This is a genomic window from Brevundimonas sp. (assembly GCF_050729455.1).
Taxonomy (GTDB): domain Bacteria; phylum Pseudomonadota; class Alphaproteobacteria; order Caulobacterales; family Caulobacteraceae; genus Brevundimonas.
On the sequence record NZ_JBOHLI010000029.1, the window covers coordinates 23964 to 38767 of the forward strand.

Annotated in this window: 12 protein-coding genes, 1 pseudogene and 1 riboswitch; of the genes and pseudogenes, 9 read left to right on the plus strand and 4 right to left on the minus strand. The window is 66.1% G+C overall.

Going from position 1 to position 14804, the window contains the following annotated elements:
- Positions 1-59 precede the first annotated feature (59 nt).
- The 5 genes from ACREEF_RS09130 to ACREEF_RS09150 are packed head-to-tail and all read left to right on the plus strand — an operon-like array spanning position 60 to position 5824.
- Positions 60-278, plus strand: coding sequence for a hypothetical protein (locus ACREEF_RS09130; RefSeq protein WP_431565277.1), 219 nt, complete (start codon positions 60-62; stop codon positions 276-278).
- Complete coding sequence (gene dndD / locus ACREEF_RS09135; RefSeq protein WP_431565278.1) at positions 275-2308, plus strand: DNA sulfur modification protein DndD; 2034 nt, start codon at positions 275-277, stop codon at positions 2306-2308. The genes ACREEF_RS09130 and dndD overlap by 4 nt, the downstream gene beginning before the upstream one ends.
- The gene (locus ACREEF_RS09140; protein WP_431565279.1) at positions 2308-3801 is read left to right on the plus strand and encodes an FtsK/SpoIIIE domain-containing protein; all 1494 of its coding nucleotides are present in this window, start codon (positions 2308-2310) and stop codon (positions 3799-3801) included. The genes dndD and ACREEF_RS09140 overlap by 1 nt, the downstream gene beginning before the upstream one ends.
- A complete protein-coding gene (locus ACREEF_RS09145; RefSeq protein WP_431565280.1) occupies positions 3798-4931 on the plus strand; it encodes an AAA family ATPase in 1134 nt (377 codons plus the stop codon). The genes ACREEF_RS09140 and ACREEF_RS09145 overlap by 4 nt, the downstream gene beginning before the upstream one ends.
- Positions 4931-5824 (plus strand): hypothetical protein, encoded by an 894-nt coding sequence (locus tag ACREEF_RS09150; protein ID WP_431565281.1) that lies wholly within the window; start codon positions 4931-4933, stop codon positions 5822-5824. Before ACREEF_RS09145 ends, ACREEF_RS09150 begins: the two co-directional genes overlap by 1 nt.
- A 236-nt stretch (positions 5825-6060) precedes the next feature.
- Here ACREEF_RS09150 and ACREEF_RS09155 read toward each other — a convergent pair whose 3' ends face one another.
- Positions 6061-6858: a site-specific integrase gene (locus ACREEF_RS09155; RefSeq protein ID WP_431565282.1), complete on the minus strand. Its 798-nt coding sequence runs from the start codon at positions 6856-6858 to the stop codon at positions 6061-6063.
- Positions 6859-7234: 376 nt separating this feature from the next.
- On the opposite strand from ACREEF_RS09155, the gene dusA reads away from it, so the two are divergent.
- The 3 genes from dusA (at position 7235) to ACREEF_RS09170 (ending at position 11060) form a co-directional block, all read left to right on the plus strand.
- Positions 7235-8269: a tRNA dihydrouridine(20/20a) synthase DusA gene (gene dusA, locus ACREEF_RS09160; RefSeq protein WP_431565283.1), complete on the plus strand. Its 1035-nt coding sequence runs from the start codon at positions 7235-7237 to the stop codon at positions 8267-8269.
- 48 nt (positions 8270-8317) lie between these two features.
- The gene (locus ACREEF_RS09165; RefSeq protein WP_431565284.1) at positions 8318-9142 is read left to right on the plus strand and encodes a sulfite exporter TauE/SafE family protein; all 825 of its coding nucleotides are present in this window, start codon (positions 8318-8320) and stop codon (positions 9140-9142) included.
- Between the two features lie 85 nt (positions 9143-9227).
- A complete protein-coding gene (locus ACREEF_RS09170; protein WP_431565285.1) occupies positions 9228-11060 on the plus strand; it encodes a methyl-accepting chemotaxis protein in 1833 nt (610 codons plus the stop codon).
- A gap of 60 nt (positions 11061-11120) precedes the next feature.
- On the opposite strand, the gene metB is transcribed toward ACREEF_RS09170, so the two are convergent.
- The 3 genes from metB to ACREEF_RS09185 all read right to left on the minus strand — a co-directional run bounded on the left by metB (position 11121) and on the right by ACREEF_RS09185 (position 13853).
- Complete coding sequence (gene metB, locus ACREEF_RS09175) at positions 11121-12299, minus strand: cystathionine gamma-synthase (RefSeq protein ID WP_431565286.1); 1179 nt, start codon at positions 12297-12299, stop codon at positions 11121-11123.
- Entirely contained in the window at positions 12296-13363 is a 1068-nt protein-coding gene (metX, locus tag ACREEF_RS09180) for a homoserine O-succinyltransferase MetX (RefSeq protein ID WP_431565287.1), read from the minus strand. Before metX ends, metB begins: the two co-directional genes overlap by 4 nt.
- Positions 13364-13443: 80 nt before the next feature.
- Positions 13444-13567: riboswitch (SAM riboswitch) on the minus strand.
- Positions 13548-13853 carry a hypothetical protein gene (locus ACREEF_RS09185; RefSeq protein ID WP_431565288.1) on the minus strand — a complete coding sequence of 102 codons (306 nt, stop codon included), beginning with the start codon at positions 13851-13853 and terminating at the stop codon, positions 13548-13550. Its footprint overlaps the riboswitch before it by 20 nt.
- Before the next feature lie 147 nt (positions 13854-14000).
- Between ACREEF_RS09185 and ACREEF_RS09190 the strand changes: the two are divergent.
- Positions 14001-14804, plus strand: a pseudogene (locus tag ACREEF_RS09190) (homoserine dehydrogenase); the annotation flags it as partial.

Below are 14804 nucleotides of genomic sequence, written 5' to 3' on the forward strand. Positions count from 1 at the left end.
TCGAAGATGCGAGCAGGGCTGGAAGCTGACGACGACTGCGCCTAGAGTTAAGCTACGCTATGTGGGGCCACATCTTGAGTTTGGACGAACAGGAGGAGTTGATCAATCGCGTTGCGGCGGCCGAGGGCGTTTCCGCGGCCCTGCTCGTGCACCTCCTGGGTCTGCAGGAGGAGTTCCATGATCTCAACCAGCCTAATGCGCGACGACTGTTGCAAGACCGGATCAGCGATCTGATTCTGCCCGAGATCCCGCCCCTCACTGAGCCGCCCGCCGAATGAGATTCACCGCGATCGAGATCGACAATCTCCTAGCGTATGACGGTGTCTCGCGCGTGGAGCTGCCAGACGTGAGCCCGGACCGCAACATCGTCCTCATCTGGGGGCGCAATGGTATGGGCAAAACCAGCTTCCTGACGGCCCTGAAGATCCTGTTCACGGGCGTCGAGGTCGACCATCATCGCCGCGCCGGCCTGAAGGTGGGCAACACCTCCGAGCGGCAATATGTGATGGGTGACGGGGCCAATTGGCTTGGACTGTTCAACCGGCGCGCCGTTGAGGTCGCCCGGCGCACCGGCGGGCGCGCGACCGCTCGTGTCCTGGCCACTTGGGTTGAGAACGGACGGACCTATCAAGCCCAGCGGTCTTGGACCACCGATGGCCTAACCTACACCCACGAGATCGTAGTCTATGACGGCGAGGATCGGCTCGTGCGCGGCGCGGCCGAGGCGCGGCTGGGCGAGCTGTTGCCGCGAGACTTCGTCGATTTCTTCTTTTTCGACGGCGAGGAGGTCAAGGAGCTCGCCGAGGGCATTGGCAAGAAGTCGGTGGATGTCGACCGCCTACTGGGCCTGACCTTTGTCGATGAGCTGGCCAAGGCCGTGGAGGAGGCCGCCAATCGCCGCTTCAAGCGCAACGCTGATCGCCTAGTTCGCGACGAGATCGAGGGAATCGAAAAGGACCTTGCCCGGACCGAGCGGCATAGGCGGGCGGCAACCGATGATCTGCAGGACCTCGACCAGCAGATCGCCGCCACTTCGGCGGAACTAGCCCACATGCAGACCTGGCGGGAAAACCTCGCCGTCGGAGCTTCGGGCGCGGCCCGCGAGACCCTCGAGGCACGCCAGGCGACGGTTAAGGAGCAGGTCCAAACCGCCATCGGCACGATCGCTGCTCGGGTGCCGCCGCTGTCGCCGTTTTACGCCAATATGGGCTTATTGCGCGAGGCGCTCAAAGCCGTGGAGCAGCGCTTGGCCGGTGCCGGGTCGGCCGAGACCACCCTCGTGCGGGCCGTGGTCAAGAGTCTCCCTGACTGGATCGACCAGGCCGATGTCGACCTGCGTCCCGAGCAGCGCCAAGGCCTGGTTCAAGCCCTTGGCGAGCGGCTCGAGGGGCTTCGCGCACGCAGCGTCGACGATGGCCTGTTCCACGCCCTTAACCTCGAGCGCGCCGAAAGCTTGCAAGCTCTGCTGTTGCGCTGGTCGATTTCAGGGCCCGCCGAGCGCGACGTGCAGGCTGGTGAGTTGGAGAAGGCCAAGCAGCTGCAGCTGGAGTTGGACCAGATCGCCGACACCCTGATGCGCATGGAAGCTGGCTCGCGTGCGAACCTGGAGGAGTACAAGCGTTTGGTGACCGACATCGGCAAGGCCGAGGTCCAATTGCGCGAATGGCATGAGCGCCGCGGCCAACTTACCGAACGGGTGCGCGAGTCGGGCGAAGAGGTCCAGCGCCTGCGGGTCAGGCTCGTCGAGCTCTACGCCAACCAGAAGCAGGTCGCGCGCGTGGCCCATGAGGCCGAGCACATGCGGGCCGTGGCCAGGGCCTTGCGCGAGTACCGCGATGCGCGCCGCATCACCGTCAAATTGGCTCTGGAGCAGGCGATTAACACCCGCTTTGGCCAGCTGGTCCAGGGCCACCACTTGATCGAGCACATCAAGCTGACTGACACCTACACCATGGAATTCCTCGACGCGGGTCAGCGCCCGATCGGGCGAGCCTCGCTGTCGAGCGGCCTCAAGCAGCTGGCGGCCACCGCCCTGCTCTGGGCGATGAAGGATGTCTCCGGCCGCGACATCCCCGTGGTCATCGACACCCCGCTTGGGCGCATCGACCGGGAGAACCAGAACAACCTTCTGGACAACTACTATCCACATATTTCAGGCCAGGTGATCGTCCTGCCGACCAACTCCGAAATCGACCGCGAGAAGCTCGGGCGGCTCGATCCGCACGTCGCCCGCCACTTCCTGATCGACAACGACAAGGGCGACCTTGGCCGGATCTTGCCGGATCGCCAACTGGTGGAGTTGAGCTGATGGTCCAGAAGGTCCACCTGTCCGAGGCCGAGCGCAGCGAGGTCCAGGCTGTCATCCGCAGCGGGTTACGGGCTAAGGTCGACCAATGGACCGTGGCGCGCCTAGCCTTGGCGCGATCGCTGCAGGAGCCGACTTCGCCGAGCCCCGAGCTCTTCCCGCCCAATCCGCAGCGCGCGGGCGGAACAGAACTGCACGCTGCGCAGCTAATCGGTGAGGGCAAAGGTCAGGAGGAGGATTTCAGCGACGCCTTTCGCGCGGTGCTTTCGGTCTACGAGGGCGTCAATCTCTTCGCCGACGAAGACGCCTTCCACGATGTGCTGCAACGCCACGTGCGGCGGGGCCTGCAGTTGATCCGGTCAGAGTGGACGGAAGGGCAGGATTTTCCCCAGTATTTGCTCCAGCAGTTGTTCTTTGGGGCTACTCCAGGCGAGGAGGACGGCGAGGTTGGTTCAGCCGAAATGGCCGGCAAGGTGGAGGCGGCGCTCGCCCAACTGGGCGTGGGGGCCAACGTGCTTGAGGTTCTCGAAGGGCCACGCCTGACGCGTTTGACTCTGGGCCTGGACGCCCTGGACGACCTTGATCGTCTGAGGCGGGGTCTAGCCAAGCTCGCCTTTGCACTCGGCTTTGGTCAGGAAACGCTGACGACCTCGCTGGCACCGGGAGAGCGCCGGATCCATCTTCTGGTGCCGCGACCACTGCCGACTTGGAAGACCGTCGGCTGGTCGGATGTGGCTGGCGTACTGGACGAGCCGCCGGCCGCTGGCTTCGGCCTGCCCGTGGTACTGGGGTCCGACATCCTGAGTGCTCCTTTCGCCTTTGACTTGGCCGAGGCACCGCATCTGTTCGTTGGCGGCACGACCGGCAGCGGCAAGAGCATGTGTCTTCATGCCATCCTGCTCTCCCTACTCAAGCACCGCGAGCGGCCCGATCTGCTCCTGATCGATCCCAAGGCTGTGGAATTCTCAGCGTATGCTGCCCTGCCCAATCTGCGCAGCGGCGGAGTGATCACCTCCCCCGAGCAGGCCCTTGTGGCGCTCGAGGACTTGGTGTCGGAAATGGATGAACGGCAGGCCAAGCTGGCGCGGCTAGACGCGCGCAACATCGCCGAGGCGAACAGCCGCGGTGCCAATCTTCGCCGAATCGTGGCGGTGCTCGATGAACTGGGGGACCTTTTCATGACCAAGCGTGAAATCGAGGGCCCGCTGATCCGGCTGGCCCAGAAGGCCCGCTCCTCGGGAATCCATTTGGTCCTGGCCACCCAGCGTCCTGAGGCCGCGACTTTCCCGGGCCTCCTGCGCTCCAACATCCCCAGTCGGGTCGCGCTCACGGTGCAGAAGGCGGCGGAATCGCGCATCATCCTCGACGAAGGCGGCGCGGAGGGTCTGCTGATGCGGGGTGACATGCTCGTCAAGCTCGCCGGACGTCCTACCTTGCGCGCCCATGGCTGCCGGATCGATCCAGCCGACATAGCCGCGGCGGTGCGCGCCGGATGAGCCCGATCACCATTCTCGACTGGAAGCTGGTGCGGCTGTCGCTGGACCAAGTCGGCCCTTTCCAGGAAGCTATCCGCACCTTCGACTTCACGGACGTGGCCGCGCCGGAGGACGAGTCGCCAGCTCCCTCCAACCTCTTCATGCTGCTCGCCAAGAACGGGCACGGTAAGACAACGGTACTGGAGACCCTGCACGGTCTTATGGGCTTGTTGGCCGAGCCCGCCGTGGGGCGCTTCGCGGACCCGGACGCCCAGGGGCGCGCTCAGGCCGATTTTAGGGTCCGCTGGCGTCAGGACCGCCAGGAGCGGACTGTCATCCTGTCGATCTGGACCGGCTCACTCGATCCGATCTTGACGCCCGACGACGTGCGTCTCGACGGCGTCGATGCAGAGAGCCCCTGGGTGCGTCTGTCCATCGGACGCGGACCGGCCGGTCCGTTTCTGCAGGACGGCAGCAGCAACGAGGGCCTACAGCTTTATCGCCAGATCCGCGCCGAATTGGATCGCGCGCCCTCGGCCCTGCTCGGTGCGTCCCAACTGCTGCCGACGATCCTATTCTTCCCCGCCGACCGGGCGGTCTATTCGCCCAAGGGCGCTCAGTCGGTCGAGCGGCCAAGACGCTGGGGCTACGCCCCCGCCCAGACTTTCTTGGGCGATGGTCCCGAATGGCGCGACAGCATCGACAATCTGCTGGTGTGGCTCGACTGGCTGGGTGATGGCCGGCTCGATGATCTGCTGAGCTTCGTCAACCCAAAGCTCTTCGCCACCGACCAGAAGTTCCTGCTTCCGCCGGATCGCGAGACCCTGATGACGGCGGTGCAAACGCCCAACGGTCGCCATGCCTTGTCTGGTCTCAGCCATGGCGAGCGCGCGCTCCTGCAGCTCTTCGTGCGGGTTGCCTGCCACATGACCGGCAACACCATCGTCCTGATCGATGAGATCGAGACTCACCTGCACACCAAGTACATGAACCGAATGTTCCAGGCGCTGAAGGCGCTGGCTATTGCTGACCCACGGTTGTCAATCGTGTTCAGCACGCACAATCGCGAACTGATCCACGTCTTCGATCACAAGCGGCGTGAACCGGGGATCATCAAGGGCGGAGAACTGATCGAGGACGAGCTACACTGATGGCCAATCTCTCGCAGATCGAGGACCCCGACGCCCTGGACAACCGCTATGCCGACAAGATCATTGTCTACGTCGAGGGCGAAGGCGACCAGCGCCTGTTCAGCCGGATCGTGGGGCCCGACGTTGCCGACCGGCTGGAGTTCAAGACGCCCGCCGACACGACCGGCGGCTGTAGCTTTGTGGTCTCGCGGGTGAAGGCCGAGCGCCTCACCAATGACAAAATCTTCGGTCTGGTCGATGGTGAAGCTGCCGCCAATCACGGGGCGACGGACGCTTTGCTGGACTGCGAAGGGAGCCTATTCGCCCTACCGGCGGCGGCTGGATTAGAGGGAGTCATATTCCTTTCAGGTCACGAGCTTGAGAACGTCGTTCTGCTCCACGGTGAGATTTACGAACTTATCGCTAAAAACGTTAGTCTGCAGTCTATGGGTAAGGCGGACGCTGCGGATGTCCGAAAGACCCTGTTGGCTTTAACCCCACGGTTCTTCATTGCCGCGCTGATGAAGTATGCGAGTTTGCACGTGGGCCTAACCGTTGGCGCATCAGTCTCGGTGAAGGGCGGCGTGTTTGTCGATCCGAAAGCCAGCACCGTCACGCTTGTGCGTGAGCTGCGTCAGCAGGTGGTTGGGGGCGGCGGCGACTGGGGAGCGTACAAGGCTGAGATCGGGCGTATCCTCCGGCGCCTTAGGGATCGCTTTGAAGCGGAAGCGATCACGGGGGAGGGCCTCAGCGACCATCTTATTCGTCTTGCGGACGGCAAGAACCTCCTTTTGCGGCTGCGAAAAATCTATGCCGGCGTGCCTAAGGACGGCCTGCTGGCTGACGCTTTGACGCGACCGCCATATGCCGACCATTTCCGCGCTGAACTTCTCGCACTAACGCAGGCAGCTTAATCCCGCATTCTCGGCGCGCGCCGAGGCGAACGTCGCGCCGGCCCGACCGAAACGCCTTTGATGGCGATCTGAGCGTCGTCGTGGAAGAGGCACCGACGATTCAATGGAGGCTCATGGGGGATTTCCACCGGATTCGCGGGAGATTCCTACACATGGTCTCGTCCGAACCTCAAAGATGCCGTCGGATCGACGCACTGATCGGTTGACCAGTGCTGACCGCGGGGCAGACACGCCAACTATGCGGCCAGACTCGAAGCAATTATGTGAAGAGTTTCTGGGCGCAGATGGGTGTATCGTTGGAGCATCTTCCAATCTTTGTGGCCGGTTACGAGCGCAACCTGCTGGATCTGAAAGCCTGCCTCGAATAGACGGCTGGTCCCTTCATGACGAAGGTCGTGAAAATGCAGGTTCGCGATTCCGAGAGCTTTGCAGGCTCTCGTAAACGCCGTTCCGGCTGAACGGTGATTGAATGGGAAAATGCGTGAGTCCGCATTTGTGCGGGAGGGGCGCTGTCCTTCGATGAGCGCGACGGGATCGAAGCCGGTGATTGATAGAAGCGGGATGCGCTGGTCGTTTCCCGTCTTCTCGCGAGGGTCTTTCCGGTCGCGGATGGTCAGCATCTTGGTCCGGGCTGCGTAATCATCCCATACGACTTTGAAGATCTCTTCCTGGCGCATCGCCGTTGCGATCGCGAAGCGAATAACGGCTCCCATGGGTATGGTTTGACGAGGCTTCTCGTCGAAGTGGTGGATCAAGCGCTCCAGTTCTTCATCGCTAGGCCGGCGATCTCGCTCGACTCCCTTGCCAATCAGGCCAAGGCGTTTGAGGGCGAGGCGGGCCATGTCGATGGCCTCGACCGAGACTGTCAGGCCGTGAACCGCCGCAGCATGGGAGAGGATGAGCTTGATCGCCCCGATGTCGATGCTCAGCGTCATGGGGCCGGCGCCTTCGGTGGCGCGCCTCCGACCGAAGTCGATGAATAGTTGTCGATCCAGTTGGACGATCTTCTTACCGCCCAGGCGCGTCTTCAGCATCTTTAGCGTCGCCGCTTTCGACCGCCTGGGTGCCTTCCCGACGGACTTCATGTCCGCGATGTGTAGGTCGATAAGTTCGCCGAACGTGCGAAGCCGCGCCGACCGTGAGGGGGTAGGGACCTCACCGCGATCAATCCGCCCCTCGGCTTCGGTGGCCCACCGGCGCGCGTCATCGCGTTTGAGGAAGGTCTCGCTTATATAGCGACCCTTCCGTCTCACCTGGACCCGCCACGTTCCTGACGGGAGTTTCGAGTACGTCGCCATTTCGTGTGCGCTCTGTGTGCACTGGGGTGTCGAAAACCCGGAAAAAACGTCGCAACACGTCGCAAATTCGAGTGCACACGCCGCCTTCCAACTTTTTGATCTTACTGAAAAAATGTCTATAAATCAAGCTCATAGACTGTCCGTGGCGCCGATGATGGACTGGACCGACCGCAACTGCCGGGCGTTTCACCGCGCCCTGAGCAGCCGGGCGCTGCTCTATACCGAGATGGTCACGGCCCCGGCGGTGATCCATGGCGACCGCGAGCGGCTGCTGGGCTTTGACGCCGTCGAGCATCCGGTGGCCCTGCAACTGGGCGGGTCGGACCCGGCGCAGCTGGCCGAGGCGGCGCGGATCGGCGAGGCCTATGGCTATGACGAGATCAACCTGAACGTCGGCTGCCCCTCGGACCGGGTGCAGTCGGGCAAGTTCGGCGCCTGTCTGATGCGCGAGCCGGAATTGGTGGCTGACTGCATGGCGGCGATCAAGGAAGCGGTCAGCGTCCCGGCCACCGTCAAATGCCGCATCGGCGTGGATGATCAGGACCCGGAAGTCAGCCTGTTCGCCACAGTCGACGCCTCGGCTGCGGTCGGGATCACCAGCTTTATCGTCCATGCGCGCAAGGCCTGGCTGAAGGGCCTGTCGCCCAAGGAAAACCGCGATGTGCCGCCGCTGGACTATGATCTGGTGCGACGCCTGAAGCGCGAGCGGCCGCATCTGACCATCTGCATCAACGGCGGCATCGGCGATCTGGATCAGGCCGAGGCGCATCTGGATGACGGCGATGGCGTGCAGCTGGACGGCGTCATGCTGGGGCGCGCCGCCTATCACGAGCCGGCCCTGCTGGGTCAGGTGGACCGGCGGCTGTTCGGGATGGAGGTCGAGGACGTCGATCCCTTCGCCGCCATCGAACGCTATCGCCCCTATATGGCCGGGCGGCTGGCCGAGGGGGCGCATCTGGCGGGCATGGCGCGGCATATGCTGGGCCTGATGCACGGCCGGGCCGGGGCGCGGGCCTTCCGCCGCATCCTGACGGTCGAGGGCGTCAAGGCCGGGGCCGGGCTGGAGGTCGTGGACCACGCGGTCGAGGCCGTGCGCGAGGCCGAGACGCGACAGGCGCGGCTGGGCGAATCCGAAGAAGCCGCCTGACGCCCTTTCCGGGATGACGCTGGCGGGCTGCAACGCTATGCCCAAGCCATGAGCGCACTGCCCCTGTCCGAACTCGCCATGATGTTCGCCGCCCTGATCGCGGCGGGCGCGCTGGCGGGGGTGATCGGCGGCCTGTTCGGGGTCGGCGGCGGGACCGTGCTGGTGCCGGCGCTGTTTTACGCCTTTTCGGTGCTGGGGGTCGGCGGGGAGAGCAATCTGCACGTCGCCATCGGCACTTCGCTGCTGACCATCGTCGCCACCTCGCTGCGGTCGCTGGCGACCCACCGGGCGCACGGGGCGGTGGACGAAACGGTCTTGAAGACCTGGACGCCCTGGGTGGCGTTCGGCGGTCTGGTCGGGGCGGCGATCGCGGGCTTCACCTCGATGGAGGGGCTGGCCATCGTCTATGGCGTCTGCCTGCTGCTGATCGCCATGCAGATGGGGCTGCTGCCGGAACACATGACCCTGCGAAAGGACCTGCCGACCGGCTGGGGACGGCGCGGCGTGGGCACGGGCATCGGCCTGTTGTCGGCCATGATGGGCGTCGGCGGCGGCAGTTTCGGCGGCATGATGATGACCCTGTGCGGGCGTCCCATCCATCAGGCGGTGGCCACGGCCAGCGGTTTCGGTCTGGCCATCGGGGCGACGGCGGCCCTGGGCTTCGCCGTTTTCGGCTGGGACGCGCCGGGGCGGCCGCCGCTCTCGCTGGGTTACGTCAATGTGCCGGCGGCGGTGATCATGGGGCTGCTGACCGCCTTGACCGCCCCCTATGGTGCGCGACTGGCGCACAGGCTGAATCGCAAGGTGCTGAGGAAGGCCTTCGCCGGCTACCTGCTGCTGACGGCCCTGTCGGTGGTGCTGAAGGCGCTGTGATCGCCCCTACGTAGATTTCCGCTATCGGACGATAAGGCTTTGGCGAACTGCGACACGTAAAGAACGGGGCTACAGATCCCCCTCCGTGAGCGTAGAAATGCTGCAAAATCTGTCGGTCCCCAAGAAGCTCCTGCTGTCGTTCGCCGCCGTGATCGGCGCCTGTGGCATGGCCACCATGGTCGTATTGTGGAGCGTCACGGCGCTGCAACGCGCCGACGCCGCCGACGCGGCCTCGAACGAGATTTTCAAGGCGACGGACCTGATCCTGGCCTCGGCGGTCGAGCAGCAGAACGCCTTGCGCGGCTTCGTCGCCACGCGCGACCAGAGCTTCATGGGCAAGTATGAGGACGCGGGGAAGGTCTTCACCGCGCGGCTGGCCGACCTGGCCGCCGCCGACGCGACCGCCGCCTACCGCCCCGAACAGGACGCGCTGAAGACGGCGGAAACCGCCTTTCATCAGAGCGCCGAGGGGGTGATCGCCCTGGCGCGTGACCCGGCGACCCACGGCCAGGCCCTGGCTCACCTCAAGGACGCCGCCCGTCTGTCCGACATTCGCGCCGCGATATCGGCCATCCAGGAGAAGGAAGGTGTCCTGGGGGCCGCCCGGGTCGAGGCCAAGAAGTCCGCCTACATGGGGGCCTACTGGAGCTTCGCCGTCGGCGGCGCCCTGGCCCTGGTCATCGCCCTGGGCGCCGTCGCCTGGCTGATCGGCGCGCTGAGCCGCCCGATCGAGGCCATGACGCGGGCCATGGCGCGGCTGGCGGGCGGCGATCTGAACGTCGCCATTCCCGCCGTCGGCCGTCGCGACGAGATCGGCCACATGGCCGACGCCGTCCTGACCTTCAAGCAGAACGGCGAGGAGAAGGTGCGACTGGAAGCCGAGGCTGAGGTGCAGCGCGCCGCCGCCGAGCGCGCCCGCGTCGCCCAGGCCGAACGCGACGCCGAAACGGCGCGCCAGCAGGCCCAGGTCGTGGACGGCATTGCTTCGGGTCTCGACCGTCTGTCGAACGGTCAGCTGGCCTTCCGCCTGAATGCGACCTTCGCGCCCGAATACGAAAAGCTGCGCGCCGACTTTAACGCGGCAATGGCCAAGCTGCAGGACGTGATGCGGGTCATCGTCGACCGCTCCAGCGCCATCGGCGCCAGCGCCCACGAGATCAGCCAGGCGTCGGACGACCTGTCGCGCCGCACCGAGCAGCAGGCCGCTTCGCTGGAAGAGACCGCGGCGGCGCTCGAGCAGATCACCGCCACCGTGTCGCGCTCGGCCGAGAACGCTGTCGAGGCCGGCAGCGTCGTCAAGGCCGCCCGCAGCGAGGCCGTCGAGGGTCAGGCCGTCGTGGGCCGCGCCGTCACCGCCATGAGCGAGATCGAACGCTCCTCGAACGAGATCGGCAACATCATCGGCGTGATCGACGAGATCGCCTTCCAGACCAATCTGCTGGCCCTGAACGCGGGGGTGGAAGCCGCCCGCGCGGGCGACGCCGGTCGCGGCTTCGCCGTGGTGGCCTCGGAAGTCCGGGCCCTGGCCCAGCGCTCGGCCGAAGCGGCCAAGGAGATCAAGACCCTGATCTCGGACTCCAGCCGCCAGGTCGGCGAGGGCGTGCAACTGGTCGGCGACACCGGCGAGGCCTTGAAGCGGATCGGCGGTCAGATCGAGCGCGTCACCGCCATCACCGGCGAGATCGTCGCTTCGTCGCAGGAACAGTCCAGCGGCCTGCAACAGGTCAACGTCGCCGTGGCCCAGATGGATCAGGTCACGCAACAAAATGCTGCGATGGTCGAGGAGTCGACGGCGGCCAGCCATTCGCTGGCCCAGGACGCTCGTGAACTGGACCGGATGATGGGGCAGTTCTCGCTGGAGGACGCAGGGATGGACGCGCGCGGCCAGCAGCGGATGCTGGAACGCGCGGTGGCCTGAGGCCGGTCATGCGACTGAATGACTGGCCCTCTCCGGTTCGCCGGAGAGGGCCTTTTCACATCAGGCCGCCTGTTGCAGCACCAGGGCGTCCAGCGCCTGAACCAGGTCGGCCAGGATGTCGTCCTGATGCTCCAGTCCGACCGACAGGCGGATCAGGCCGTCGGTGATGCCGGCGGTGACGCGGGCGTCGGGCGTCATGGCGGCGTGGGTCATGGTGGCCGGGTGGGCGATCAGGCTTTCGACGCCGCCCAGCGACTCGGCCAGGGTGAAGATGTCGAGGTTGTCGATCAGGTCGCGCACGGCGTCGGTGCCGCCGTTCAGCTCGAAGCTGAGCATGGCGCCCGGACCCGACTGCTGGCGCGCCGCCAGGGCGTGGCCGGGGTGGGACTTCAGGCCCGGATAGTGGACGGCCTTGACCGCCGGGTGTTGCTCCAGGGCGGCGGCGACCAGACCGGCGGTGGCCTGCTGGCGCTCGATGCGGGTGAACAGGGTCCGCAGCCCGCGCAGGGTCTGATAGGCGTCGAAGGGCGAGCCGGTGACGCCCAGGCAGTTGGCCCACCAGGCCAATTCGGCATGATCGGCCGGATCGGCCGCGATCACGGCCCCGCCGACCACGTCGGAGTGGCCGTTGATGTATTTGGTGGTCGAGTGGACGACGATGTCGGCGCCCAGCTCCAGCGGGCGTTGCAGGGCGGGCGACAGGAAGGTGTTGTCGGCCACCACCTTGGCCCCGACGGCATGGGCGCGGCGACAGACCTCGGCCACATCCACTACGCGCAGCAGGGGGTTGGACGGGGTCTCGATCAGCACCAACCTGGCGCCGTCGGCCAGCGCGGCGTCCAGGGCCTCGTTGTCGTTCTGATCGACGAAGGCGACGCGGAAATGACCCTTCCTGGCGCGCGCGGTCAGCAGGCGGTGGGTGCCGCCGTAGCAGTCGTGCGGGGCGATCAGCAGCTCGCCGGGGTTCAGCAGGCTCAGCGGTAGGTCGACCGCAGCCATGCCGGTGGCGGTGACGACGCAGCCGGCGCCGCCTTCCAGCTCGGCCAGGGTCTCGGCCAGGACGTCGCGGGTCGGATTGCCCGAGCGCGAGTAGTCGTATTTCCGCTTCTGGTCGAAGCCGGCGAAGGAATAGTTGGACGACAGATATAGCGGCGGCATGACCGCGCCGTGGGCCGTGTCCGTGTCCACGCCCGAGCGGGCGGCGATGGTGCGGGGATCGGCGGGGCGGGCGCGGCTCATTGGTCGATGTCCTTCAGAACGGAAGTCAGGATGTCAGCGACCAGAACGTCTTCCTTCAGGAAGGCGTCGTGGCCGTAGAGGGAGGGGTGTTGTTCGAAGCGCCAGAGGTTCGGCAGGCGCGCGGCCAGCTCCCTCATGTCGTCGATGGGGCAGAGGCGGTCGCTGGTGAAGCCGACCAGGGTGACGGGCGCGGTGATGGCCTCGGGCTCGACCCGGTGGCGGTCGATGGAGTCCGACAGGCTCAGCCAGCGCGACGGCGTGGTGCGGTCGCGGTAGGCCCGGCCGCGCGCCTGCAGATAGTCGCAGACGGGATAGGCCTGACCGGCGTGGCTGGGGGCCTCGGAATCGAAGCGCTCGCCGAACTCGTCGGGGGTGCGATAGGTGGTCATGGCCAGTTCGCGCGCCAGACCCACGGCCTGATCGACGCGGCCGGTCTCGAGGCCGAGCTGCAGGATGCGGCGCTGGATGCCGCGCCAGGCGGTGGCCAGCGGGTGAGGGCGGTGGGCGGCGGACACCACCACCAGCTGCTCGGCCCAGTCGGGGAAGAGCTCGCCGAAGGCCAGGGCGATCATGCCGCCGTAGGAGCAGCCGATGAAGGCCGCGACCTTCTCGACGCCCAGATGATCCAGCAGCAGCGCCAGCAGCCGCGCCTGATCCTGGGTGGTGATGGTCAGCGGGGTTTTCGGACTGGCGACGCCTTCACCGAATTCCGGCGCGAAATCAAAGGCCAGGACGCGAAAACGGGTCAGGTCTATGGGGGCGCGAACGCCCACGGCGCCCGACCACCAGCCCAGGCCCTTGGTCTCGGTGCGGTGGACGTAGCGGTCGGCCGAGATGCCGCCGGCCACGACGATCAGGGGGGCGCCGACCTTGCCGTGCAGGCGGCCCACGACCTGCTTCTGGTTCAGCGTCCCGCCGAAATCCAGCGGGAAGCCGTCGGGGATGGGGACGACGACGTCATGGGCCCCGTCGCGCGACAGCAGCTCGGACGGACGGCGTGCGGACGCAGGCCGACAGGCGGGCTCTTCGGCGGGGACGACGGGTTCGATCAGGGCCAGGGTCATGGGTCTCGGTCACTCAGCAAAACGGCTCGCCAAGGAACCCATGCAGTGACAGACCGTGGAGCGTCGCCTCGTCGATGCTCCACCCATCTCTCGCGGTCTTCAGGTCGCCCTGAAAACCCCGCAGGAGTTGGCACCGTTTCGGGCGGAACCCGATGGTTGCCCCGGCGTCAAAGGGCCTAATCCCTCAGCCGGTCTTGATGAGTGACCTTACGTTGCGGTTGCGAAGGGCGCCGGTCAAGCGAAAAAATTCACCCCATTTCGGTCCGGCGGCGTAATTCGTCGGTGAAATCACGCCTATTTGGCCAGTTGGAGAAAAATTTGTTCTTTTCGGGGTTGACGCGGTGCGGGGTCGTGGAACACCTTGAGGCACGATTTTCAACCGGACGCCGCCTGTGCTCGACCACTTCGCCAGCATGATGATGACCCTGATCGCCGCCTCGGCGACGGGTCTCTTCGCGTCCATGATTACGACCACCGGTACCACCACCATGCCCTCGCGGGCGGGGACCGGATGATGCGCGCCGCCTAGGCGAGAAACGCAAAAACCGAACACCCCGCCCGGACCCCCGGGCGGGTTTTTTTATGGCCCGAGCCCACCCCGACCTCCCCACCAGACCCCGCCTTCAGGATCACCCCGATGCCCGCTTCCGCCCTCGCTCTCGTCGCCGATAAACAGAAACCCCAGGCCGTTGCGGCTGACGTGGTGGTGCTGAAATTCGGCTCGTCCGTCCTGCGCAACGCCGCCGAAGCCCCCGCCGTGGCCTCGGAAATCTACGGCCACGTTCGCGCTGGGCGCAAAGTGGTGGCGGTGGTTTCGGCCCTGTCGGGCCACACCGACCGGCTGCTGGCCGACGCCCGCTCGCTGGGTCTGGACCACGAGAACGAACTGCTGCCCGCCTATGTGGTGCTGGGCGAGGAGAAGGCGGCGGCCCTGGTCGCCATCGCCTGCGACCGGGTGGGGCTGGACGCGGTGGGTCTGTCGGTGCGGGATCTGGGCATCGTGGTCGAGGGTCCGGCCCAGCACGCTCGTCCCGTCAGCCTGAAGGGCGAACGCCTGCAACAGGCCCTGGCCGAACATGAGGTGGTGGTGGTTCCCGGCTTCGGCGGGGTGCGCTCGAACGGGCGCGTGGCCCTGCTGGGACGGGGCGGTTCGGATCTGACGGCGGTGGTTCTGGCCGCCGAGCTGGGGCTGGACCGGGTGCGTCTGGTGAAGGATGTCGACGGCCTCTACGACCGCGATCCGGCCTGCGAAACGGGCACGCCGCTGCGCTATCGCCGCGCCAGCTGGGAGACGGCGCGGCGTCTGGGCGGGGCCCTGGTCCAGCATGACGCCATCGATCTGGGCGAGGCGCGCGGGGTGGAGATCGAGGTGGCGGCGCTGGGGCGCGCCGAGGGCACGGTGGTCGGCGAGCGCGGCGCGCCTCCCGGACCGGTCCAGCCG

Bases quoted from the DNA above. Each gene is read 5' to 3' on its own strand.
- ACREEF_RS09140 (WP_431565279.1), top strand. From the start codon at position 2,308: ATGGTCCAGAAGGTCCACCTGTCCGAGGCCGAGCGCAGCGAGGTCCAG.
- metX (WP_431565287.1), bottom strand. From the start codon at position 13,363: ATGACCCTGGCCCTGATCGAACCCGTCGTCCCCGCCGAAGAGCCCGCC.
- metB (WP_431565286.1), bottom strand. From the start codon at position 12,299: ATGAGCCGCGCCCGCCCCGCCGATCCCCGCACCATCGCCGCCCGCTCG.
- ACREEF_RS09150 (WP_431565281.1), top strand. From the start codon at position 4,931: ATGGCCAATCTCTCGCAGATCGAGGACCCCGACGCCCTGGACAACCGC.
- dusA (WP_431565283.1), top strand. From the start codon at position 7,235: ATGTCTATAAATCAAGCTCATAGACTGTCCGTGGCGCCGATGATGGAC.
- ACREEF_RS09165 (WP_431565284.1), top strand. From the start codon at position 8,318: ATGAGCGCACTGCCCCTGTCCGAACTCGCCATGATGTTCGCCGCCCTG.
- ACREEF_RS09155 (WP_431565282.1), bottom strand. From the start codon at position 6,858: ATGCTGAAGACGCGCCTGGGCGGTAAGAAGATCGTCCAACTGGATCGA.
- ACREEF_RS09130 (WP_431565277.1), top strand. From the start codon at position 60: ATGTGGGGCCACATCTTGAGTTTGGACGAACAGGAGGAGTTGATCAAT.
- ACREEF_RS09185 (WP_431565288.1), bottom strand. From the start codon at position 13,853: ATGGTGGTGGTACCGGTGGTCGTAATCATGGACGCGAAGAGACCCGTC.
- dndD (WP_431565278.1), top strand. From the start codon at position 275: ATGAGATTCACCGCGATCGAGATCGACAATCTCCTAGCGTATGACGGT.
- ACREEF_RS09145 (WP_431565280.1), top strand. From the start codon at position 3,798: ATGAGCCCGATCACCATTCTCGACTGGAAGCTGGTGCGGCTGTCGCTG.